Origin of the sequence: Falsibacillus pallidus (genome assembly GCF_003350505.1) — a bacterium.
GTDB lineage: Bacteria > Bacillota > Bacilli > Bacillales > DSM-25281 > Falsibacillus > Falsibacillus pallidus.
This window is the reverse complement of the sequence record NZ_QQAY01000001.1, coordinates 519346-541022: the sequence shown is the minus strand read 5'-3', so window position 1 is coordinate 541022 and position 21677 is coordinate 519346. Positions and strand designations below refer to the sequence as shown.

Below are 21677 nucleotides of genomic sequence, written 5' to 3'. Positions count from 1 at the left end.
TGCATCGTATGTAGCACCCTTTTGAAAGGTTCGATGCTTTTATGGTAAAAAGAAAGGTTGAGTGAGTAGTAAATGCATGCTTTTTTAGTAATTTTATTGATGGCGGCCATCGGAGCTGTGATCGGCGGCTTCACCAATTCACTTGCGATCAAAATGCTTTTCAGGCCTTATAAACCTATTTATATCGGGAAATGGAGGCTTCCGTTTACACCGGGGCTGATTCCAAAAAGAAGAGATGAATTGGCAGTCCAATTAGGGAAAATGGTAGTAGACCATTTGGTCACGCCTGAAAGCATAGAAAAAAAATTGATGCAGCCTGAATTTCATGATGAAATCGTTTCGTGGCTGCAGCAGGAACTGTCTTCAGTTGCGATTTCTGAGAAAAAAATCGGTGATCTTTTGGCAGGTACCGGATTTTCAGACCCGGCCGGCAAAACGAATGAACTATTGAAACGAGTCATTCATGAAAAGTACGAGTCCTGGATTATGGATAATAAATCGAAGACAGTTGCTGGAATCATAGGACCCGATTTTGAAGCAAAGGTTGAAGCCAAAATACCTGAAGCAGCAGATTTCATCCTGCAAAAAGGGAAAGATTACTTCTCCTCCCCAGAAGGAAAGATACGGTTGAAGATGCTGCTTGAAGACTTTTTTAAAGAGAGGGGCATGCTTTGGAACATGGTAAAAATGTTTCTCGGCAACGACTCCCTGATTGATAAGGTTCAGCCGGAAATCATGAAATTCTTCAATAATCCTGGAACTGTCGAACTGCTGAATACAGTGATCAAGTCAGAATGGGGCAAATGGAAGGAACGTTCGTTAGAGGACATTATTGACCAAGCTCCAGCGAAAGAAGTGGAGGCAGCCCTCACATCCATGATCGAAAAGGCAGTCAACATTGAGGCATTCTATAACCAAACGATCGGGTCGGTCTTAGGCCGCTTTTCCGATGCCATTTCGCAAAAAGTGATTCCTGCAGCTGTTCAGGCCGGACTTAAAGCGCTGGCTGAAAAAATGCCTTTATTGATGAAGAAACTTCGGGTTGAGGACATGGTCAAGGAACAGGTCGAAACATTTTCCGTCCAGCGCCTTGAAGAACTCGTGCTTGGCATCACCAGGTCTGAATTGGGGATGATCACGTACCTTGGAGCCCTTTTAGGCGGTATTATCGGTATCATTCAAGGAATCATCACCCTCCTGCTGAATAATTGATGGGCATTCGCACATTCTCGCATTCTCATACATAGTTTGTTATAGTGAGTGTGGGTTTTAAAAGAGCCGGTATGCCAGGAACGCGGCTGCGGCAAAATTTCAAGGAGGTAATAAAGCATGTCTGTTAATTTACATGATCTTTCTTATGAATTGCAAAAAGCATTGCGTGAAAGCGATGAATATAAAAATTTGGTGGCTTACTATGATGCCGTCAACAAAGATGAATCAGCCAATCAGCTTTTCACTAATTTCCGTGACATCCAAGTAAGACTGCAGCAAAAGCAAATGTCCGGACAAGAAATTTCACAAGAAGAAGTTCAGCAGGCACAAAAAGCAGCTGCGCTTGTTCAGCAGAATCCTAAAATTGCAAAGCTGATGCAAGCTGAGCAGCAATTAAGCATGGTGATTGCGGATCTAAATAAAATTATCATGAAGCCGCTTGAGGAATTATACGGACCAATGGGAAGCTGATTGGTTCTCTAAGAGCCGGATTCGGCCAATGTCCCCCTGTTTAACGGGTGAGGAGATTGATCGAATCCGGCTTTTTTGTTTAGTTTCCCTCTAAGCCTGTTCTATATTTACAAGCTTTTTCATAGTAGTAATTAAAGAACAAGGTATACACCAAAGGGGGAACAGCAATGATTTATCGTTTACTTGCAATGAATATAGATGGAACAATATTAAATGAAGATGGGAAAATCAATAAGCAGACGAAGGAAGCCATTGAATATGTGGCATCGAAGGGCGTCTATGTCATGCTCGTCACATCGAGAAGCTTCCCTTCAGCCAAAAGGGTAGCAAAAGCCCTGAAGCTTGAAAGTTTTCTTGTCACCCATCAAGGGGCCTATCTTGCAAATGAGATGGATAAACCGCTTCTGGTCAAAAGGATTCCTGAGGACATCACGTATGATGTGGTAAGATTCCTTGAGGACTTTGAATGCGATATTCGTCTGCTCCATGAAAAATATGCCTTGGCAAACAAAAAAGAATCAGATCAGGACCTTGTAATAAAAGGATTTTGGCAAAGGGCGACAAGCCTCAGCTATTCGACCAAATATGTAGAGAGTTTGAGCGAGGAGCTGGCAGGGAATCCAGCCGAACCGCCAAAAATGGAAGTATCCTTTGCCAATGAGCAAGATATGCAGGATGCAAAAAAAGCGATTGAAAGCATGTATTTCGAAGTGGACTGCCTGGTAAGCGGGCCTCAAAAATTAGAAATCGTGCCAAATGGCGCGTCCAAATTGAAAGGCGTACTCTATGTCTGCGATCGCCTAGGCATCCATAGAGAAGAAGTCGTAATGATCGGTTCGGGCCTCGATGACTTGCCGCTCGTGCAATGGGCTGGGCTTGGAGTAGCAATGGGGAATGCACATAAAGAAGTAAAAAGAAGCGCCGACTGGATCACACGGGACACAACCGAAAACGGTGTAGCCTACATGATCAAAGAGCACTTCCGCAAGCAGCAGCCCATCGACTTCCTGAAAAAAATGAACGTAATAAAAAAATAGCTTTGAAAAAAATGACCCAGCAATCGTTGAAGAACGAGTAGAGGGGTCATTTTTTTGTGTTTGATTGACCTCCCAATGGTCTTTCAGTAAACTTAAGGAAGCTTTAATACTGAAAGGTGATTGCGTTGAACATACAAATAAACGGCATCCATGAAGAAAAATTTCATCGGCCGCTCCAATTGATAGGCAACCTGTTTTTTGAAGAACCCACTGTATCCCTGGAACCAATCGAAGATACCGACTTGATCATCGATATTTCCATTAAAGAAGAAGAAGGATCCCTTAAGGCCCACGCTTCTTTAAAAGGAACAAAGGAAGAAAAAGAATTGAACGCTTCCTATTCTAAGGCAGTCCAATCCGGATTGACGGAAAAAGAATACTTCCGCCTCCAAAAAAATGTTCTTTCACATGCTTATTTGACAGTCCTGCAAAACTATACAGGAATCATTCAAAAATGGGGCATCTTGACAGGGATGAGACCCACAAAACTGCTCCATAAATCAACTCAGGCCGGCGTTTCTAGAGAAGAGGCGCATAAAAGCCTGATGGAAAACTATATGATTACCCCTGAAAAGGTGGAATTGATGCAGTCCATAGTCGATACACAGCTCGAGGTTGTTCCGGACTTGTATGACCTTGGAAAAGAAGTCAGCATCTATATCGGCATCCCATTCTGTCCGACGAAATGCGCTTACTGTACATTCCCTGCATTTGCAATGCAAGGGAAGCAGGGGAGAGTCGATTCATTCCTTGCAGGCCTTCATTATGAAATGAGGGAAATGGGGAAATGGCTGAAGGAGAACCATATTCGAATTACGACTGTGTACTACGGAGGAGGCACTCCTACATCGATCTCTGCTGAAGAAATGGATGTATTATATGAAGAAATGTATGAATCCTTCCCAGATGTGGAAAACATCCGTGAAATTACGGTGGAAGCAGGACGCCCTGATACGATTACTCCTGAAAAACTGGAAGTGCTGAAAAAGTGGAATATCGATCGGATCAGCATCAATCCGCAGTCCTATACACAGGAGACATTGAAAGCGATCGGACGCCACCACACCGTTGAAGAGACAATTGAAAAATTCCATCTGGCCCGAAAGATGGCCATGAATAATATTAATATGGATTTGATCATCGGTCTCCCGAATGAAGGGATAGAGGAATTTCAGCATTCCCTTGATGAGACGGAAAAACTGATGCCGGAATCATTGACAGTGCATACCCTCTCCTTTAAAAGGGCTTCAGAGATGACACAGAATAAAGATAAATATAAGGTGGCTCCACGAGAAGAAGTCCAGGAAATGATGTCAATGGCGGAAAAATGGACAAAAGAGCATGCTTATAAACCGTATTACTTATACCGTCAGAAAAACATCCTGGGAAATCTGGAAAACGTGGGCTACTCATTGGCTAATCAAGAAAGCATCTATAATATTATGATCATGGAAGAAGTACAGACAATCATTGGAATCGGATGCGGAGCAGCGAGCAAATTTGTGGATCCGGAAACGGGCAAAATCACACATTTCAACAACCCGAAAGATCCGAAATCCTACAACGAAGGATTCCAGGATTACACCCAGAAAAAAATCAATATACTGAACGATCTATTTGAAAAATAACGATAAGTGCCTGAATCACCCTTTTCTTGGTGACAGGCACTTTGTCTTTAGGTATGCTAGAAGGAGGTAAGAAAAGGGGGAATATTATGAATTTTGTAGAATCATATAAGACGCTGAATGTTGATGTTGATGGAAATATTGCTTATATCACGATGAACCGGCCGAAGCAATTGAATGCATTGAATGAAGATTTGATTTCTGAAATGGCCCAGTGCCTGAATGAGCTCAAGAAGTCCGAGTCAGTGAAAATCCTTGTCCTGCAAGGCTCCGGTCCTGCTTTTTCTTCTGGCGGAGATATTAAAGAGATGCTGCAGAAGCCTAATAATGACGATTTCTTTGTCATCATGGATCAAATCGGAGAAATGATTGAAACACTCTATACGATGCCAATGCTGACAGTCAGCTGCATTCAGGGAGCTGCTGCAGGACTTGGTCTAAGTCTTGCACTTGCATCAGACTACATTTTGGCAGACCCGGAAAGCAAAATCGCAATGAATTTTATCGGCATCGGCCTGATTCCAGACGGCGCCGGCCACTTCTTAATGGAGAACAGGCTGGGTGCGCACGCCGCCAAGAAAGTCATTTGGGAAGGAAAAGTCATGACAGGGGTCGAAGCCCACACATTGGGGCTTATCGATCAACTTGTGCAAGTTGGCTCACTAAAGGATGAATTGAAGTCCCTGCTGTCCAAATGGAGCAAGAAGCCATTGAAGGCGATGATCAAAACAAAAACCATCTATTCACAGATGAATTTGGAAAAGCTTCGCTCCTATCTGGAACATGAGAAGAAGGGACAATATGAAATGAGAAACACAAAAGACCATCGAGAAGGCATCCAGGCATTCCTGGAAAAACGGCCTCCTGTATTTAAAGGGGAATGAGATAGAAAAGCGGAGCTGGATCAAAAAAGAAGCTTGAGGTCGATACTCAAGCTTCTTTTCGTTCAAACATGGAATAATAATAGTTTACCAGCAGGAGAAGTACAGCGGTGAGTCGTTTCTAATAATTCCTTTTCTTCCAGCATCGTTTTACCCAATTCCTTAGCTTCCGCATCATTTTTAGCTTCAAATGATTCATCAAGGATTTTTTCGCCATTTGGTTTAAAAGCAGTCAGCTTATACATGAAGATCTTCCTTTCTAAAGGTATATCAAATTCACTTACTATTATTCTTGCATAATTTTCTGAAAATGAAAAGAAGAAAAGTTATAGAAAAATCATTAAAATATGAATCATTTTCCATTTTAATTCGTAAATCTAATGTGAACAAAAAGGAGGCTGTCAAATGGCTTTAAAAATACATAACGCCACAAAACAATTCGGTCATTTTACTGCAGTAGATGGATTATCTCTTGCGATTGAAGAAAATGACATGTTTGGTTTTCTTGGATCAAACGGTGCAGGGAAGACGACGACGTTTCGAATGATTCTGGGATTGATCGATCCAACATCAGGGTCGATTGAATGGGATGGAAAGCCCATCGATTATTCAACAAGTTCCCACATAGGCTACCTGCCTGAAGAACGGGGACTATATCCAAAAATGAAAGTAAAGGATCAAATTGTCTATTTAGGCAGATTAAGAGGGATGACGAAGCACGAGGCTTCCGTACAGCTTACTCGGTGGCTAGACCGTTTCAAAGTGCCGGAGTATGCAGATAAAAAGGTTGAGGAGCTTTCTAAAGGAAACCAGCAGAAAATCCAGTTCATCGCATCTGTCATACATAAGCCGCAGCTGTTGATCCTGGATGAACCTTTCAGTGGACTTGATCCTGTAAATGTTGAACTGCTTAAAGAAGCTGTCCACGAAATAAAAGATCAAGGATCCACGATTGTATTCTCCAGCCATCGAATGGAGCATGTCGAAGAGCTATGCCAAAACCTTTGCATCATGCAGAAAGGGAGGCCGGTCGTCCAGGGGGGATTGAAAAACATCAAACGAGATTTCGGGAAGAAAAACATCTCAATCCATGCCGATTTTGATTTATCCGGATTGAAGGAATTGGATGGAGTCCTTAAATGGAAGCAGACGGCAGAAGGGGTCCGTCTTCAGGTCGACCGCGAGGAAACGGCAGAAAAAGTATTGCAGAACATCTATGGAAAAGGATTCATCCGGAAATTTGAGCTGGAGGAACCTTCCCTTAATGATATCTTTATAGAAAAGGCAGGTGCTTCCTATGAATAAATTTTTCCTGATCCTCTCACAGGCATTCATGACCAAGCTAAAATCAAAGGCCTTCATTATCATTACAGTCATCCTGCTGCTCGGTGTTCTCGGCATGACAAATATGGGCAGAATAATGGATCTATTCGGTGCGGGAAATGATATCAAAAAGATTGCTGTTATAGATGAAACAGGGGGCGTCTACGATCTGTTTAAAGCCTCACTGAAAACTATTGATGAAGACGTTCACCTTACAAAGGAAACCGATTCCTCTGAAGAGGCGATGAGAAAAAATCTTGAAAAAGAAAAATATGATGCCTATCTGATCATCGAACAAGACAAAGAAAAGATCGTGAAAGCGTCATATAAAGCAGAAGCAATCACTGATACAGATACAATGGGCACCCTTCAGGCAGCCTTGCAGGGTGTAAAATCCAATCTGGCAGCTAATCAGCTTAAGCTGGCTCCAGAGCAGCTGCTTCTTTTGAATGAGCCGGTTCAATTCGATAAAGAAGCACTTTCAAGCCATGCGAAATCAGCTGAAGAACTGAATCAAGCAAGAGGAATGGTTTACATTCTGCTATTCATCATTTATTTCGCTGTGATTTTTTATGCCAACATGATTGGCATGGAAGTTGCCACCGAAAAATCATCCCGTGTCATGGAAATATTGATTTCCAGTGCTCCCCCGCTTCAGCATATGTTCGGGAAAATCATCGGGGTCGCAATGCTCGGCTTGGCGCAGATGGGGCTGGTCCTCACAGTAGGATACATTTCACTATCGCAGAATTATAAAAATATGAAAGAAGGATTCTTCGAATTTTTTGGATTTGGAAATATGGAGTCGTCTACTATCATTTATGCCATTGTCTTTTTCCTGCTTGGCTACTTGCTCTATTCTACATTTGCGGCCTTCTTGGGTTCGCTTGTCAGCAGAATAGAAGACATGCAGCAAATGATTATGCCGATGACGTTTTTGATCATGATCGGGTTCTTCATTTCCATGTATGGTCTTGGAAACCCATCAGCATCCTTCATCACAATCACTTCTTATATTCCTTTCTTCACCCCGATGATTATGTTCATGAGAATCGGAATGCTCGACATCCCAACGTGGGAAGCATTGACTGGCATTGCGGTTCTGGTTGCGGCGATCATTGCCCTTGGAATTTTCGGTGCGCGCGTCTACCGGGGAGGAGTATTGATGTATGGAAAATCAAACTCTTATAAAGATATCCGAAAAGCACTGCAGCTGACTAAAAATCAATAAGTATAAGAAGCACATCTTTTTTCTAAGTATTATAGAAAAGAGGTGTGTTTTTTTAAAAGAATGAAATCTGTCCAGCTCCAGCGCCTAGCCCCTCGAGTCATAAGCCGTACCTCTACGGAAATCAGGATTTCCTTCGAGTTCCGTCTTATGCTTGTCGGGGCTGATCGAGGCGCTTTCGCTTTTCTAAGAGAGATGTGTTTTTTAATTCACATAAATAGGCTATAATGAAATGATAAGAACGTGCATTCGCATTGAGGAGGTGGAAGCATGAAAGAAATATCATTCATTCATTGTGCCGATCTGCATTTGGACAGCCCATTTTCCGGCCTGAGCAGCCTTCCAGAAGGGCTTTTTAATAGGCTGCGGGAGAGTACTTTCCGCTCATTTGAACGGATTGTGGAGGAAGCAGTCACTAGGGAAGTTGATTTTGTCCTCATCAGCGGAGACTTATATGATGGAGAGGACCGGAGCATCAAAGCACAGGCGAGGATGAAGAAGCAGATGGAACGTCTTGCTGAGGAAGAAATCCCTGTCTTCATCATACATGGAAATCATGATCATCTCGGAGGAAGCTGGACTTGCGTGGAGCTCCCGGAGAATGTAATGGTGTTTGGTTCAGATGAGGTTTCCATCAAAGAGATGAAAACTAAGAGGGGAATGATGATACATATATATGGCATCAGCTATGGAGAACGGCATGTAATGGAAAGGACCTGCACGCATTTCATAAAAAATGGGGATGTCGACTATCATATCGGGATGCTTCACGGGCATTGCGAAAACAGTCCCAGCAGCCACCAGCCATATTCCCCGTTTACAGTAGGAGAATTATTGGAAAAAGAGTTCGATTATTGGGCGCTGGGACATATTCATCAGCACCAGATCCTTTGGGAAGACCCGTATATCATCTACCCCGGGAATATCCAGGGGCGCCACCGAAAAGAAACAGGTGCAAAAGGGTGCCTAATAATAGAACTATCATCAGATCATTCGAAAATGGAGAAAGTGGAAACGTCTGATGTGATTTGGGAGAACAAAAAGGTTTCGATTGAAGGAATCGTGCATTTCAATGATGTATTCTATTGTATCGAGAAGGCCATTACAGAAGAATACATCAATGGAAAAGGCGTCATCCTGAACATCGAATTGATCGGAACTGCTTCTCTTTCCCAGGAAGCGAAGGACAAAATTGTTTCCGGAGAACTCCTGGAGGCATTTCAAGACTCCATGGATTTTGATGACTCATTTGTTTGGCTGAACAGGATTGACTGGGCGGAAGCTGTTCCTCCTCGAACGGAATTTCAGGGCAGTTCCTTTTTTCATGAATTAGAGAATGCTATGGATGGTTTTAGCAAAGAGGACATGGATGAAAGTATGAAGGATTTATACCGGCACCTGCATGCAAGGAAATTCATTGCAGCGCCGGACGAGGATGAACAGGTGAAAGTTTTGCAAAATGCCAAGAAGATTCTGGCTGGACTGCTTCACCGTTAAAAAAGGAGGACATGAATGTGCAGATAAAAGAAATCCATATATACGGCTATGGAAAATTCGAGTCGCTGATCCTTCATCCTGATAAAAACCTCCAAGTGTTCTTTGGGGAAAACGAAGCAGGCAAATCTACGATTATGGCATTTATTCAAAATATTCTCTTTGGATTTCCAACGAAGGTGCAAAACGAGCGTCGATTTGAACCGAAAACTCATTCGAAATATGGCGGACAATTAATCATTGAGGCACACGACTGGGGAGAAGTCACAATTGAGCGTGTAAGAGGAAAGGCATCAGGCGATGTAAAGGTTTTATTGAAGGATGGGACAGTGGGTGGAGAAGAACTTCTTGCCCGCATCCTAGGTGGAATCGATAAATCAGTCTTTCAAGCTATTTTTTCCTTCAGTGTCCATGGACTGCAGCAAGTTCATCGACTAAGCAAGGAAGATATCGGAAAATTTCTGTTCTCGGCAGGTACGATGGGAACGGATCGGATATTCGAGGCAGAACGTGAGCTTCAAAAGGAAATGGATGACCTTTTTAAGCCGAGTGGCAGAAAGCCGCTGTTGAATAAGGAATTGGATGAGCTGCGAGAGCTGGAAAAAATGATGAAAAAAGCAAGGCATGAGAATGAAAAATACAGTTCTCTGACCCATTCATTAGAAAAAAGCGAAGAAAAGATGGAATCATTCATAAAAGAGCGGGACAACCTTCAGCAAAAACTCCTTCATATTCAGCATCTTCAAAAGATGATGCCGGTGTACCATCAATATAATAGAATCGATAAAAGGCTTGTCGAATTGGAAGGGATTCATTTTCCATCAGATGGCGTCAGCAGGTTGGAAAAAACGCTGGAAAGCCTCCATACGGGAAAAACTGAGTGGCAATCGACTGAAAATCAAATTGCTGAAATAGAAGACTACTTGAAACAGAATATGCCGGACCCGAATTTTCAAAATGCAGAAGCTGAAATAAACAGGGCGGCAGCAGAATGGCCAGCTTATCAACATTGGAGGGAGGAGGCTTCCAGGCTTTCCAGACAATTAGAAGAAGTGGCGAGGAGGCTGGAAGCTAATTCTAAAGAACTTCATCTTCCTCCATTTTCATTTGAGGCATGGGGCCGGGTGCAGGCAGGGCTTGAAATGAAAGCCGCAGTGAAAGATTCAGTGGAGAAAGACTTGAGACTGAACATGCTCAAGCAAGATTTGGATGACCAAAAAGCTAGAGAATCGAAGAAGCTTGCCGAGATGGACAAGCGCCTTGACGTCTTGGAAAAGGATATGTTTAGTGAAGATCAATTCCGGGAGCTAGAGAAAAATTTCTCAGGAGGGGCTTCAGAAAACCAACTGAGGGAAGAATGGAATTCCCTGAATGAAAGAATAAAAGATTTAGCAATTCAAGCGGAATGGAATAAGAACCAATACAAATCCTCAAGGGGAATGCACATCCTTTTCATGGCCGCTTCAATTGCTCTGCTGATATGGGGATTGGTTGGATCAAACTTGATCATCGGAGGTGCTGCCTTATTCCTTTTGGCCATGTCAGGTGTTCAATTTTGGATAAATCACAAAAAAGTGATAAAGTCGCAGGCAAATCTCAACAAGAAGAAAGAGCTGCTGAAAAATAAAGCGGATGCCATCAGCCAGCAATTTCAAGCATCTGATTCTGGGAGATTCCAGGAACATAGGGCTCAGTATGATTACCAAATAAAGCTGAGGAATGAATGGAAGATGACGCTCATTCAGCTGGAGGAACAGCAGGGCAGGTGCGCAGAAAGTGAAGAACTGCAGGAAAAATGGCAGAAGGAATGGAACACGCATAAGCAAAAAGCGCGGGAATTGAAAGAAGCATTGCGGCTGTCTGATTCATTCCCGGTTTCCCGTCTCGAAGATGCATTCAACTTGATTAAAGAAAGTATTACGGCAGCAGCAGAAGGACAAAGGCTTGTCGATATGATTGAGTCATTGTCAGCAAAAATCGAGAACTGGGAAGGCGGGGTCAAATCCATTAGCGCATCAGTGGGCTTGGACGGGGATAGGACTGAAGAGTTAATGGTCCAGCTGAAAAGAATGATAAAAGCAGAGGAAGAAAAGAAGTTTTTCTACCGTGAAGGCAGGCAGAAACTGGAGCACCTTAAGGAAGCAAGGGTGAAAATTAAGACCGGATTGGAAAATCTAAAAGATCAGCTGAATGAATTATTCCAACAAGCTTCCGTTCGGGATGAGGAATCATTCCGGCTGAAAGCTGAGCAGTTCAAGGAAAAAGGAGAGTTATTAAAAGAGCTGTCCCTTTTGCAAATGCAGCTTTCAGAAAAGGAACTTCAAGAGCTTGGATCCTTTCAAACTGATGAAGCACTTTTCAATGAATGTTCCATGCTCGAAACAGGGATCAAGGAGCATCAGGAGCAGATCAAAGCACTCCAGCGAGAATCTTCAGAACTGCGCCAGGAAATCAAAATAATGGAAGAGGGCGGGGTATACACTGAACTGATGCACCGCTTCAATTATCAAAAGTCACTATTCCAAGAAAAGGCAAAACAATGGGCAGCCCTTGCTGCAGCCAAGAGTATATTGGAAAAGACCATTCGAAAGTTTGAAGAGGAAAGATTTCCGAAGGTTATTCTGGAGGCAGAAAGATTCCTTCAGCATTTGACAAATGGGGAGTATCTCGGAATCATTCAGCAAAAAGAGCAGTCATTTCTGATCAAGCGTAAAGATGGCTTGTTGTTCGAGCCAAGCGAAGTAAGCCAGGCGACCTCAGAACAAATATATACTTCATTCAGATTTGCATTGGTTTCTGTATTGACAGAAGAATACCCGCTGCCTTTGATCATTGATGATGCATTTGTTCATTTCGATCAAAATAGAATGTCTGCGATGGCTGAGATGCTGCAGGAATTGTCCTCGACTACTCAAATTCTCTTCTTTACCTGCCACAGCCACTTGAAAAAATTATTCGAGGCTGAAAAGATCCTTGAGCTCGAGAGCGGCACACTGATTAATTCTTAAACTCTTTCCGATTTATGATATACTTTTCTATATTGGAAGATTCGGAGGTAATTGATATGACACGTGGTGTACTACATTATGATGTTGGAGATCAGGTAGAGCTTTATTTGCTCATAAAGTCTTCGACAAAAGGGATCGCCAGTAACGGAAAGCCATTTTTGACACTCATCCTTCAAGATAAATCAGGGGATATAGAGGCAAAATTGTGGGATGCATCAGATGAAGACGTAAAAGTGTTCCAGGCTCAGACCATTGTTAAAGTGAGCGGAGATTTGCAGAATTACAGAGGGCGCCAGCAATTAAAACTAAGGCAGATTCGTCCTGCAAATTCTCAAGAAGGGGTTCAAATCTCGGATTTCCTTGAAACGGCTCCTATTACAAAAGACGAAATCACAAGTAAAATCACTCAATATATATTTGAAATGAAGAATCCGAACATTCAACGCATCACAAGGCACTTGATGAAGAAACATCAAAGTGAATTCCTGGAATTTCCGGCAGCAACAAAAAACCATCATGAGTTTGTTTCCGGATTGGCCTATCATGTTGTGTCCATGCTTGATTTGGCCCAAGCAATTGCTGCTTTATATCCGTCGCTTGATAAGGACTTATTGTATGCGGGCGTCATCCTCCATGACCTGGGAAAAGTTATGGAGCTATCAGGTCCGATTTCGACATCCTATACTGTTGAAGGAAACCTCCTGGGCCATATTACCATTATGGTGAATGAAATCGGCAAGGCAGCTGAAGAGCTGAACATTCATGGAGAAGAAGTCATGGTCCTTCAGCATCTGGTCCTAAGCCACCACGGAAAACTCGAATGGGGAAGCCCAAAAGTGCCGATGATCAAGGAAGCAGAGATCCTGCATTACATTGACAACCTTGATGCAAAAATGAATATGCTCGACCGTGCATTGGAAAGAGTCAAGCCGGGAGAATTCTCAGAAAGAGTCTTCGCCCTGGAAAACCGCTCCTTCTACAAGCCGGTGTTTCATAAATAATAAGTATTGGTGTCTCATAAATGGGACACCTTTTTATTTACTTTAATATGTATTACCCGGTCTGATTACTTCGCAGGAAAATTAACCTTATTAATGTACATTGTTGATTGGAATGGAAGGTGCAAGACTCCTCGGAAATGCATTCGCATTTCCTTCGTGCGGCGTTGATTCTACGAAGTTTTTCAATGTCCTGCGGGATCAGCTGGACAGGTGAGACCCCACAGCGCAGAGAGGAGGCTCACCGCCAGCCCCGCGGAAAGCGAAGCACCTGGAATGGAAATCAACAGCCCAATAGTCTAACCTGAAAAATGCCTTCCTTAAAGAAGGCATTTTTTCATGCGGACAAGCATACAGTTTAGATAAATGACCATTTAAAAGGAGAGGAAGCAAATGACATTGCCGATTTGGATCTATTTCATTGCCGCAGGAATCCTGTTTAGTGCATTTATGACCGTTAAGTCCGCAAAAGATGAACGTGAAACAGAAAATGAATGGATTGAAAAAGAGGGAGAAATCTATATCACTCGAATGGAAAAGGAAAAGGAATCGCGAAAGAACAAACAAATGAAAGAGGGAGCCTGATCCCCTGACAAAAGAAAAGACCGCCAAATGGCGGTCTTTTTATGTTTCAACAGATAAACTTATTTACCTGTTGAAGCGCTGGAATCAGCTGCTGGAGCGTTCAGTAATTGATCAAAAGTCGTTTTCAGATCTTTATCTTCAATTTTCAAGTCAGAACCCTTGATTTCACGCTTCATAGCTTCTTGAATTTTGTTTTGATCTAGCTTGGACACTTTTACATCATGTTCAAGCTTCTTTTTCATATCAGCAAATGATTTCTTCTCTTTTTTGTCTGTCACTTGGATGATGTGATAGCCAAATTGAGATTTAACAGGTTCACTGATTTCGTTGACTTTTAGATTATAAGCAGCTTTTTCGAATGCTGGATCCATCTTGCCTGCACCAAACCAGCCAAGGTCGCCGCCTTTATCTTTTGAGCCTGGATCTGTTGAATATTGCTTAGCCAGGTCTTCAAATTTTTCGCCTTTATCCAATTTCGCCTTCACTTCTTTTGCAGTCTTTTCATCTTTAACTAGGATGTGGCGAGCCTTGATTTCAGGCTTATAGTCTTCGTATGCTTTTTTTAGTTCAGCATCAGATACTTTTACATCTTTGATTGCTGCTTTTTCCTGCATGATTCCGATCTTGAATGTTTCGCGAAGATCGTCTTCATTTTTGTAACCGTATTGTTGAAGGGCTTGTTCAAAATTAGGCCCTAATTGTTCCTTGATGTTGCTGACTTTTTCGTCGACTTCTTTATCAGTCACTTTATATTTGTCAGATAATACTTTTTCAAATACTAGTTGCTGAAGCGCTTGTTCACCGTATTTATCCTTCATTGCTTCATAAAGCTGTTCTTTAGTGATATTTCCGGCATCTGTTTTGGCAACGACATCTTTGCTTCCGCCGCCATCATCACTGCAGCCTGCGAGACCGACTACACCGGCAGCCAATGAAAGGGATAGAATCCATTTTTTCATGCTGAACATCTCCAATACTAAAATGTTGTGGGTTCCTTTTCCACAAAACATACTATATCACATATCTATTCAGAAAAAAAACATTTATCGAAACGGGATGGGAAAAATAGGCGAATGAATTAATTCAATTGTCACACAATTTTCATAAGATATGCTGAAGAGAAAAAAGGAGGTAATGAGCCATGGGTGCTGGATATAATGCAGGCTTCGCGCTGTTAGTAGTACTTTTTATTTTGCTTATTATAGTTGGGTCAGCATACATCTGCTAATTAATTTTCCAAAAGGATATCCATCCATGGGGCGGTTGGTTTGGCAGCAGACCAGCAAGCCTCATTTTACTTTGCAGACGATGGTGCAAGGGGATAAATTTTTTTTTATATGATGAATGCCTAAACGTTCGGGATGGCAGTTGAATAGTATATTTTAGTCCTTGTTAAAGGAGGTGGAACATATGGGTGCATACGGCGGCGGTTTCGCTTTAATCGTAGTGTTGTTCATCTTGTTGATTATTGTTGGTGCAGCTTGGCTATAAGGCAAGCAATTACGGAGCATAAGGCATATTAGCCTTATGTTCCCCAAAATAGAAAGGTGGATCATAAAATGACTTGTGGATATAACAGCGGTTTTGCGCTTTTAGTGGTGCTTTTCATCCTACTTATCATTATCGGAGCTTCCTGGATTTACTGATCTGAAAAAGTAATAAGAGGCGGGCCAATGGCCTGCCTCTTTCTGTTCATGCTATGAGGTTCTTCATCTCGCACTATGTATGGGATAGCTAAGCAAACAATATTTCGACGTAAGATGATACAAGCAATATCGTAATGAGGATATTGATCGTTCGAAAAACCTTGCCTTGTTTGTCCTCAGGAATTTCTTTCTGGACGCATAAGGAATTAGTTAATGCATTGATGAAATACAAAATAAACATAGATAGAATTACAAAAGCGGAGATCATTCTAACCCCTCCCCTTTATCTCCTGTAATCATTACGATACCAAAAAATCATAAAAAAAGATAGAGAATTAGCTTAGGAATAGAAGGGGATTTTTCCAAAAATATAAAATCGCGATGCCGCCTACTATTTCCTAAAGGAAAAGGGTGGTAAAATGATTGGTAGATTCACTTGTACATTACAGATCATACAGGGGGCAGGATTTATGGATGCATTGATAAAAAGATTGGAAAAGCTGGAGTTCCAGCAAAAGCTATTGTTGAGGATGCTGCCTCATTCCGGTCATGAATTTGATAAATTAATCATTGAAAAGGATTTATCTGAGCAAGAAGCAAGACAATTCCACAAATTGTGTGAAAGGTTGAACAAAGAATATGAGGAACAAAAAGCGGAAGGTTTCGTTTTCTATGTTCCGCTTTTTAAAGAATTTAAAGAGAGTCTGCATCCAGCCTTAGATCCAAAACAAGTAATCAAGGCATGTGTAAAACAAAAACTATACTTAGAGTTGATGCAGCTTCTCGAACAAAATTTATGAATCAGCTGATTTCCTTTTTTTCTTCCTGAAGCTTCACGATCTTTCCGTCTTCTTCTGTAAAGTCAGATTCAAAGTTGTGGAAGGATGTTTCAAAGATTTCCATAAAATCTTCCCCATAAATATTACGGACAATCGTCATCATTTCAATGATTTCCGGAAATTTCCCATATAATCTCCTTAATGGCATTGCCCCTTGGAAGACCACGTTTTCTGTAGGTTCATAGTTTTCCATTGAATGTAGAAGAAGTTCCTCGCCTTTTTCCGTAAGTTCTACATACGTATTCCTTTTATCATTTTCCTTTTTTGAAAACTTCAGCAGTTCTCGTTCCTCTAATTTCTTAGAGAAGTTAAATGCTGTGGAAACATGCATGACCCCGAATTTTGCCACATCTGAAATAGAAGCACCCTTTAAATGATAGGCAATCCATAAAATGTGGTGTTCATTTATATTCAATTCATAGGGCTTGATCCATTGCTGCCAATCCTTTTCAATCGATTTCCATAATGCTTTGCTCAGTTGTGCGATGCGCTGGCTGAATAACATTGCTTCTTTCATAGAGAATGGAGTTTCATTCATTTTAGATTCACCTGCTTACTTATGTATTTTTTGTTGCCTGAAAGACGGTAGAGGAATTGATTCGAAATTTTAGGAAACCCTTACATATTATTATGCCAATAAAACAAAAATTAATAAAGATATAAATTTACAAAATTTTTTGAAATAAAATTTAACTATAAATCTAGTTCCTTCATTTGCCGTTAAAAGATGTGGAAGAAAGCAGTATTTTCAAGGGAAGGAGCAAGCAGTAATGTTTGTTCAGTAAAATAAAAAAGCCTGTCCAATTTTTTTTTGGACAGGCTAAAAAATGACAATTACTGCTCAGTTTTATCTTCTGAACGAATTTCACTTTCGAGTTCTTCGATCGTTCTTTGGATTTCAGCTATTTCTTTATCTAATTGTTCTTTGATAGGCTTTGATTCCATCTGCCATTGCTGTACGATTTCTTTGATGTCGGACGTCAACTGAAGAATGGTCTCTTTGCCTTCTGCGGATAATTTGGCCACGGAATCCTTCAGGTTGACTACGTTCACCTTCATATCCTTTACCATCTCCAGCCACTCCTCAGCAGAATGCTGAAGCTGCTCCCGAAGATCCCTTCCGGATGACGGAGTAGTTAATAAAGCTGAAACCGCACCGACAGCGGCTCCGACTAGAAGTCCATATGAAAAAATCTTTTTATTCATATTCTCACTCCATTCATTTAGATATTACATTTCTACATGTTTTTTCTCCTTCTTGCAAGCATAACCCTTTCGAGAAACAGTATTTTTTTACGATATTTTCAAGTTTATAGACATAAGTATAGTAAAAAGGACCGCAGGGAGTGGGGGATATATGGGTGGTTTTATTAAGATTGTATTTTTAATTAGTGCGGCTGCATTTTTGGGTGCTCTCTATTTTTTCCTTTCCGCTAAAAAGCCAGGGATGTATCCTCCAAGAAATGTCTTGAAAAAAAGGGCACGGATGATGGCATTGGCTGGAGGAATCGCATTTTTGCTCGGGCTTTTTATGGCTGCCTTGCAATGAGAAAAGCTCCAGCGCATTAGTCAGAACCAAGGCTGGAGCTGGACAATAAAATAAACCTGGATCTCCGTTTGGAAGATCCAGGTTTATTTTCATGCTATTTGTGTTCTTTTTAAGATGCCGCTGACAATTGGATAAATGATGAACATCACAATGCCATTCAGTACTGCTGCCGGCAGCACTCCTAATCCGAATAATGCAGCAAATGAACCGGGGAGGCCGACAATGAAATAGGCAGATGTCAGGAATATAGCTCCTGATAATACCGTTCCAATCGCTGTCAATACCGTTGCAGTCTGTACGGAAGCCGATTTTTTCGAAATCAGCATATAAAGATAGTAAAAAGCAAAAGATGAAATCAATTTATCAATTATATTTGGGATAAATCCTCCTGGGAATGTAGAAGTCAGGCCGGACAATATCCCTGTAACAGCACCAAGCAAAAGAACATTTTTCTTTTCAGGGAATAAAAGGATTCCTAAGAACATCATGCTGAGCATCATGTCAGGTTTCAACCCCATGACGATTCCCGGAATAATCGTGTGCAATACTGCACCAATCCCCACAATGAGAGATAGTGCTACTAATGTTTTTGTCTTCATTTCTCAACTCTCCTATTCTATTCTGACTAAGCTATTGTCCCTCCTGCAGTGCGTCTGTGCCTGCAGCGAAAGATTGTCCATAGTATAACATATCGTCTGGTAGATTTCTAGGATTGAAGACTTAGGAACAGTTTGGAAATCGACTGAAAGAAACATGAAAAAACAGGCCGGTGTCCCTGGCCTGCTGCCATGCTTCATTTAATATGCTGATTGATGGATAATGCAATGGATTTCAGATCTTCTGAAGTGTATTGGCTTTCGTTTGTTTTCCAGACTGCTCCAAATCCGTCGCCTTTTCCGTATCTTGGAATCAAGTGCATGTGGAAATGGAAGACGGATTGTCCTGCATGTTCGCCATTGTTATTCAAAACGTTCAAGCCGATAGGGTTAAATTCCTGTTTGATTGCATTCGCAATTTGCGGGACGGCTTCAAATAGGTTTGCAGCTATTTCAGGTGTCAATTCATATAAGTTTTCCTTATGTACTTTTGGAATGACCAGCGTGTGTCCTTTTGTGACCTGGCTGATATCAAGGAAGGCCATGACATGCTCATTTTCGAAAACTTTGGAAGAGGGGATGTCCCCATTGATGATTTTGCAAAAAATACAATCGCTCATATTTCTCCGCCTTTCCATACATCATTTTCCTTTATTTTATCACAGCTTGTTCATTACATGGAAATGTAAAAGGGCAGGATTCTCGTAGAAGATCCTGCCCAATTGAAGGGTTAAAGGTTTTTAGCTTCGGCTATCTCTCTTTGACAGACACCTCATTTGTCATGAAAAGTGTACTACAAATCGAATTGGATTCCAGTACTCACGTTCAAAACGATCATCCCCTTATTCTTTAATAACTCCAATCACTTGGAACATAAAGACATCAACGGCGATCTTTCTTTGATAAACACCTCATTTGGAAGTTTCATCAACTTGAATGGTGAATTGGTCATATCCATGCGCGACGACTATTTCCTTTGGATATGGCTCGAATTGCTAATGCAAATACGGTAATCGGTCTTTAACAACCACCCCGTTATCGAGTTTTATTAACCCCTTCGAATATAGAATGTGCAGATTGAAAGCAGTTATGACTAGAAATATTTTCCTGTTCTTCTCTTTCGATATAACATAAGAAGATGAAATTTGCTAAAATGGGGGGAGAACAGGCAGCAGAAAGGGTGTTATCAGATCATGTCCTTATTAAATGTGACAAACTTAAGTGGAGGCTACACAAAAAAGCCGGTCCTGAAAAATGTTTCTTTCTCCATTAACCGCAATGAAATGGTCGGGCTGATTGGATTGAATGGAGCCGGGAAAAGCACCACTATCAAACATATCATCGGATTGATGGATCCCAAAAAAGGGGAAGTGACCATCGATGGAAAGAATTTGGCCAAAGATCCAGATGAGTATAGAAGGCAGTTCACGTACATACCAGAAGCACCGATCCTTTATGAAGAATTGACTCTGGAAGAACATTTGAGGCTTACAGCAATGGCATATGGCCTTGCTGAAAGTGAAATGAAACTAAGAATGGAGCCATTATTGAAAGAATTCCGCTTGGAAAAGAAGCTTGGCTGGTTTCCATCGCATTTTTCTAAAGGAATGAAACAAAAGGTAATGATCATGTGCGCCTTTATGGTCGAGCCAAGCCTCTATATCATTGACGAACCTTTTGTAGGGTTGGATCCCCTCGGCATTCAATCCCTGCTGGAATTGATGAATAAAATGAAAGAAAGTGGAGCCGGCATTTTAATGTCCACACATATATTGGCAACTGCAGAGAGATATTGCGACTCCTTTATCATCTTGCATAACGGTGAAATCAGGGCAAAAGGCACATTGCGCGACCTTCAAATGCAATTCAACATGCCTGGGGCCACTTTGGACGATATATATATACAACTGACAAAGGAAGATCAGGATGAAGGAAATTAATCGTTTGTGGACAGATAGAAGCAGGGAAAATCATAAGGAACTCCGGAAATACCTGCGCTACATGCTGAATGATCATTTACTGTTTGTTGTAATTTTCGGCATCGGTGGAGGGGCGTTTTATTATCAAAAATGGGTGCATTCTCTTGATGGAAATTTCCCGGTTGCATTGATGATGGCGCTGATATTGGGTTTGGCAGCAACTATCAGCCCCATCCAGACTCTTTTAAAGGAAGCCGACCAAGTATTTTTAATACAGATTGAAACAAAAATGAATGCTTATTTCCATAAAGGAATCTGGACGAGTTTCCTCTCCCAAAGCTATGTATTATTGATTTTGTCAGCGGTGCTCATGCCTATTTATGCACAGGTGAAAGGCAATGGGTTTTCATTCTTTTTTCTTCTTTTGCTGGTGTTATTGTTGATGAAAATTTGGAACCTTTATATCCGCTGGTACGTATTGAAATTTCAAGAAATGGAATACAGCAGGCTGGACTTTTGGGTAAGGCTGGCGCTGAATGCGGTATTGCTGTTTTTACTTGTGGACGGGGCTCCGATCTATCTTATCGGGCTCATCGGAGTGATCTATATTCTGCTGCTTGCTTATTTTTCAAAGGCGGCAGGGAAGAAGCTCATCAAATGGGATAAGCTAATAAGAATGGAAGAGCAGCGGATGATGGCTTTTTATCGTACAGCAAACCTGTTTACCGATGTCCCGAAACTGAAAGGGGAAGTGAAGAGGAGAAAATGGCTCGATTGGCTGTTTCAATTTTCCGCATACGGGCGTGAAAATAGTTATTGGCATCTATTCTTCCGCACATTCATCCGCAACTCGGAATACTTTGGATTATTTATACGACTTTCGGTCATAGGGGCCCTTTTAATATTCTTCAGTACAAACCTCTACCTTATTATCGGGCTCGCGTTTTTATTTGTGTACCTGACTGGGATTCAACTTATTCCATTAATGGGGAGCCAGGATCACAAGCTTTGGATTCATATCTATCCCTTGAAAAAGGAATGGAAAACTAAATCATTCTTAAAATTGATGCAGTACATCCTTTCAGCTGAGATGATTCTTTTCTTTGCAGCGGAGGCTGTGAAGGGAGAATGGACAAATAGCGTCATATTGGCAGCAGCGGGCATCCTGTTTGTCATCATTTTTGTAAGAGCGTATATTCCTTCAAGACTTAAGAAAATGAACCATTGAACATTCGTTTGATGCGTTTGTCAGAAATGGAGAGGAAT

General features: G+C 41.5%; 25 protein-coding genes. 18 read left to right on the top strand and 7 right to left on the bottom strand.

From position 1 onward, the window contains the following. The first annotated feature begins 72 nt into the window (after positions 1-72). The 5 genes from DFR59_RS02710 to DFR59_RS02690 all read left to right on the top strand — a co-directional run bounded on the left by DFR59_RS02710 (position 73) and on the right by DFR59_RS02690 (position 5229). Positions 73-1212 (top strand): DUF445 domain-containing protein, encoded by a 1140-nt coding sequence (locus DFR59_RS02710; RefSeq protein WP_114744086.1) that lies wholly within the window; start codon positions 73-75, stop codon positions 1210-1212. A gap of 117 nt (positions 1213-1329) precedes the next feature. Next, complete coding sequence (locus DFR59_RS02705) at positions 1330-1683, top strand: YlbF/YmcA family competence regulator (protein ID WP_114744085.1); 354 nt, start codon at positions 1330-1332, stop codon at positions 1681-1683. 167 nt (positions 1684-1850) lie between these two features. Next, entirely contained in the window at positions 1851-2720 is an 870-nt protein-coding gene (locus DFR59_RS02700; protein ID WP_114744084.1) for a Cof-type HAD-IIB family hydrolase, read from the top strand. A gap of 125 nt (positions 2721-2845) precedes the next feature. Then, positions 2846-4348: a coproporphyrinogen III oxidase gene (locus DFR59_RS02695; protein WP_114744083.1), complete on the top strand. Its 1503-nt coding sequence runs from the start codon at positions 2846-2848 to the stop codon at positions 4346-4348. An 86-nt stretch (positions 4349-4434) separates the two neighbouring features. After that, on the top strand, positions 4435-5229 hold the full coding sequence (locus DFR59_RS02690) for an enoyl-CoA hydratase (RefSeq protein ID WP_114744082.1): 795 nt from the start codon (positions 4435-4437) through the stop codon (positions 5227-5229). Between the two features lie 62 nt (positions 5230-5291). On the opposite strand, the gene DFR59_RS02685 is transcribed toward DFR59_RS02690, so the two are convergent. Beyond that, entirely contained in the window at positions 5292-5471 is a 180-nt protein-coding gene (locus DFR59_RS02685) for a YhzD family protein (RefSeq protein ID WP_425454683.1), read from the bottom strand. Between the two features lie 160 nt (positions 5472-5631). Between DFR59_RS02685 and DFR59_RS02680 the strand changes: the two genes are divergently transcribed. The 6 genes from DFR59_RS02680 to DFR59_RS02655 all read left to right on the top strand — a co-directional run bounded on the left by DFR59_RS02680 (position 5632) and on the right by DFR59_RS02655 (position 13862). Continuing rightward, positions 5632-6531, top strand: a complete 900-nt coding sequence (locus tag DFR59_RS02680) for an ABC transporter ATP-binding protein (protein WP_114744080.1) — start codon at positions 5632-5634, stop codon at positions 6529-6531. After that, on the top strand, positions 6524-7780 hold the full coding sequence (locus DFR59_RS02675; RefSeq protein WP_114744079.1) for an ABC transporter permease: 1257 nt from the start codon (positions 6524-6526) through the stop codon (positions 7778-7780). The genes DFR59_RS02680 and DFR59_RS02675 overlap by 8 nt, the downstream gene beginning before the upstream one ends. Before the next feature lie 267 nt (positions 7781-8047). Then, complete coding sequence (locus DFR59_RS02670) at positions 8048-9274, top strand: metallophosphoesterase family protein (protein WP_114744078.1); 1227 nt, start codon at positions 8048-8050, stop codon at positions 9272-9274. Between the two features lie 17 nt (positions 9275-9291). Beyond that, complete coding sequence (locus tag DFR59_RS02665; protein WP_158538292.1) at positions 9292-12279, top strand: ATP-binding protein; 2988 nt, start codon at positions 9292-9294, stop codon at positions 12277-12279. A gap of 56 nt (positions 12280-12335) precedes the next feature. After that, the gene (gene yhaM, locus DFR59_RS02660) at positions 12336-13280 is read left to right on the top strand and encodes a 3'-5' exoribonuclease YhaM (RefSeq protein WP_114744076.1); all 945 of its coding nucleotides are present in this window, start codon (positions 12336-12338) and stop codon (positions 13278-13280) included. A gap of 390 nt (positions 13281-13670) precedes the next feature. After that, positions 13671-13862 carry a sporulation YhaL family protein gene (locus DFR59_RS02655; RefSeq protein ID WP_114744075.1) on the top strand — a complete coding sequence of 64 codons (192 nt, stop codon included), beginning with the start codon at positions 13671-13673 and terminating at the stop codon, positions 13860-13862. A 59-nt stretch (positions 13863-13921) separates the two neighbouring features. Here the strand turns inward: DFR59_RS02655 and DFR59_RS02650 are convergent, their stop codons facing one another. Next, positions 13922-14821: a peptidylprolyl isomerase gene (locus DFR59_RS02650; RefSeq protein ID WP_114744074.1), complete on the bottom strand. Its 900-nt coding sequence runs from the start codon at positions 14819-14821 to the stop codon at positions 13922-13924. 182 nt (positions 14822-15003) lie between these two features. Between DFR59_RS02650 and DFR59_RS02645 the strand changes: the two genes are divergently transcribed. The 3 genes from DFR59_RS02645 to DFR59_RS02635 all read left to right on the top strand — a co-directional run bounded on the left by DFR59_RS02645 (position 15004) and on the right by DFR59_RS02635 (position 15508). Then, entirely contained in the window at positions 15004-15090 is an 87-nt protein-coding gene (locus DFR59_RS02645; RefSeq protein WP_114744073.1) for a YjcZ family sporulation protein, read from the top strand. 182 nt (positions 15091-15272) lie between these two features. Beyond that, positions 15273-15353 carry a YjcZ family sporulation protein gene (locus DFR59_RS02640; protein WP_114744072.1) on the top strand — a complete coding sequence of 27 codons (81 nt, stop codon included), beginning with the start codon at positions 15273-15275 and terminating at the stop codon, positions 15351-15353. Positions 15354-15421: 68 nt separating this feature from the next. After that, entirely contained in the window at positions 15422-15508 is an 87-nt protein-coding gene (locus tag DFR59_RS02635; protein ID WP_114744071.1) for a YjcZ family sporulation protein, read from the top strand. Between the two features lie 88 nt (positions 15509-15596). Here DFR59_RS02635 and DFR59_RS02630 read toward each other — a convergent pair whose 3' ends face one another. Then, positions 15597-15776 (bottom strand): hypothetical protein, encoded by a 180-nt coding sequence (locus DFR59_RS02630; protein WP_114744070.1) that lies wholly within the window; start codon positions 15774-15776, stop codon positions 15597-15599. A gap of 202 nt (positions 15777-15978) precedes the next feature. Between DFR59_RS02630 and DFR59_RS02625 the strand changes: the two genes are divergently transcribed. Next, positions 15979-16308, top strand: coding sequence for a DUF1878 family protein (locus DFR59_RS02625; RefSeq protein WP_114744069.1), 330 nt, complete (start codon positions 15979-15981; stop codon positions 16306-16308). Position 16309: 1 nt separating this feature from the next. On the opposite strand, the gene DFR59_RS02620 is transcribed toward DFR59_RS02625, so the two are convergent. Together DFR59_RS02620 and DFR59_RS02615 are read right to left on the bottom strand one after the other, a co-directional pair. Then, a complete protein-coding gene (locus DFR59_RS02620) occupies positions 16310-16885 on the bottom strand; it encodes an HTH-type transcriptional regulator Hpr (protein ID WP_114744068.1) in 576 nt (191 codons plus the stop codon). 296 nt (positions 16886-17181) lie between these two features. Next, on the bottom strand, positions 17182-17553 hold the full coding sequence (locus DFR59_RS02615) for a YtxH domain-containing protein (RefSeq protein ID WP_114744067.1): 372 nt from the start codon (positions 17551-17553) through the stop codon (positions 17182-17184). 151 nt (positions 17554-17704) lie between these two features. Between DFR59_RS02615 and yhzF the strand changes: the two genes are divergently transcribed. Then, positions 17705-17896: a membrane protein YhzF gene (gene yhzF, locus DFR59_RS02610; RefSeq protein ID WP_114744066.1), complete on the top strand. Its 192-nt coding sequence runs from the start codon at positions 17705-17707 to the stop codon at positions 17894-17896. Between the two features lie 89 nt (positions 17897-17985). Here the strand turns inward: yhzF and DFR59_RS02605 are convergent, their stop codons facing one another. Beyond that, positions 17986-18495 (bottom strand): tryptophan transporter, encoded by a 510-nt coding sequence (locus DFR59_RS02605; RefSeq protein ID WP_114744065.1) that lies wholly within the window; start codon positions 18493-18495, stop codon positions 17986-17988. A gap of 194 nt (positions 18496-18689) precedes the next feature. Continuing rightward, positions 18690-19112, bottom strand: a complete 423-nt coding sequence (locus tag DFR59_RS02600; protein WP_114744244.1) for an HIT family protein — start codon at positions 19110-19112, stop codon at positions 18690-18692. Between the two features lie 570 nt (positions 19113-19682). Here DFR59_RS02600 and DFR59_RS02595 point away from each other — a divergent pair. Both DFR59_RS02595 and DFR59_RS02590 read left to right on the top strand, forming a co-directional pair. Then, positions 19683-20432 (top strand): ABC transporter ATP-binding protein, encoded by a 750-nt coding sequence (locus DFR59_RS02595; RefSeq protein ID WP_211318511.1) that lies wholly within the window; start codon positions 19683-19685, stop codon positions 20430-20432. Further along, positions 20419-21639: an ABC transporter permease gene (locus DFR59_RS02590; RefSeq protein ID WP_114744063.1), complete on the top strand. Its 1221-nt coding sequence runs from the start codon at positions 20419-20421 to the stop codon at positions 21637-21639. Before DFR59_RS02595 ends, DFR59_RS02590 begins: the two co-directional genes overlap by 14 nt. The last annotated feature ends 38 nt before the right edge of the window (positions 21640-21677 follow it).

Excerpts from the sequence above, each read along its gene's own strand:
- DFR59_RS02635 (WP_114744071.1), top strand. The coding sequence starts at position 15,422 with ATGACTTGTGGATATAACAGCGGTTTTGCGCTTTTAGTGGTGCTTTTC.
- DFR59_RS02685 (WP_425454683.1), bottom strand. The coding sequence starts at position 5,471 with ATGTATAAGCTGACTGCTTTTAAACCAAATGGCGAAAAAATCCTTGAT.
- DFR59_RS02670 (WP_114744078.1), top strand. The coding sequence starts at position 8,048 with ATGAAAGAAATATCATTCATTCATTGTGCCGATCTGCATTTGGACAGC.
- DFR59_RS02615 (WP_114744067.1), bottom strand. The coding sequence starts at position 17,553 with ATGAATAAAAAGATTTTTTCATATGGACTTCTAGTCGGAGCCGCTGTC.
- DFR59_RS02650 (WP_114744074.1), bottom strand. The coding sequence starts at position 14,821 with ATGAAAAAATGGATTCTATCCCTTTCATTGGCTGCCGGTGTAGTCGGT.
- DFR59_RS02675 (WP_114744079.1), top strand. The coding sequence starts at position 6,524 with ATGAATAAATTTTTCCTGATCCTCTCACAGGCATTCATGACCAAGCTA.
- DFR59_RS02630 (WP_114744070.1), bottom strand. The coding sequence starts at position 15,776 with ATGATCTCCGCTTTTGTAATTCTATCTATGTTTATTTTGTATTTCATC.
- DFR59_RS02620 (WP_114744068.1), bottom strand. The coding sequence starts at position 16,885 with ATGAATGAAACTCCATTCTCTATGAAAGAAGCAATGTTATTCAGCCAG.
- yhaM (WP_114744076.1), top strand. The coding sequence starts at position 12,336 with ATGACACGTGGTGTACTACATTATGATGTTGGAGATCAGGTAGAGCTT.
- DFR59_RS02605 (WP_114744065.1), bottom strand. The coding sequence starts at position 18,495 with ATGAAGACAAAAACATTAGTAGCACTATCTCTCATTGTGGGGATTGGT.
- DFR59_RS02640 (WP_114744072.1), top strand. The coding sequence starts at position 15,273 with ATGGGTGCATACGGCGGCGGTTTCGCTTTAATCGTAGTGTTGTTCATC.
- DFR59_RS02690 (WP_114744082.1), top strand. The coding sequence starts at position 4,435 with ATGAATTTTGTAGAATCATATAAGACGCTGAATGTTGATGTTGATGGA.
- DFR59_RS02645 (WP_114744073.1), top strand. The coding sequence starts at position 15,004 with ATGGGTGCTGGATATAATGCAGGCTTCGCGCTGTTAGTAGTACTTTTT.
- DFR59_RS02700 (WP_114744084.1), top strand. The coding sequence starts at position 1,851 with ATGATTTATCGTTTACTTGCAATGAATATAGATGGAACAATATTAAAT.
- DFR59_RS02705 (WP_114744085.1), top strand. The coding sequence starts at position 1,330 with ATGTCTGTTAATTTACATGATCTTTCTTATGAATTGCAAAAAGCATTG.
- DFR59_RS02590 (WP_114744063.1), top strand. The coding sequence starts at position 20,419 with ATGAAGGAAATTAATCGTTTGTGGACAGATAGAAGCAGGGAAAATCAT.
- DFR59_RS02600 (WP_114744244.1), bottom strand. The coding sequence starts at position 19,112 with ATGAGCGATTGTATTTTTTGCAAAATCATCAATGGGGACATCCCCTCT.
- DFR59_RS02625 (WP_114744069.1), top strand. The coding sequence starts at position 15,979 with ATGGATGCATTGATAAAAAGATTGGAAAAGCTGGAGTTCCAGCAAAAG.
- DFR59_RS02710 (WP_114744086.1), top strand. The coding sequence starts at position 73 with ATGCATGCTTTTTTAGTAATTTTATTGATGGCGGCCATCGGAGCTGTG.
- yhzF (WP_114744066.1), top strand. The coding sequence starts at position 17,705 with ATGGGTGGTTTTATTAAGATTGTATTTTTAATTAGTGCGGCTGCATTT.
- DFR59_RS02680 (WP_114744080.1), top strand. The coding sequence starts at position 5,632 with ATGGCTTTAAAAATACATAACGCCACAAAACAATTCGGTCATTTTACT.
- DFR59_RS02655 (WP_114744075.1), top strand. The coding sequence starts at position 13,671 with ATGACATTGCCGATTTGGATCTATTTCATTGCCGCAGGAATCCTGTTT.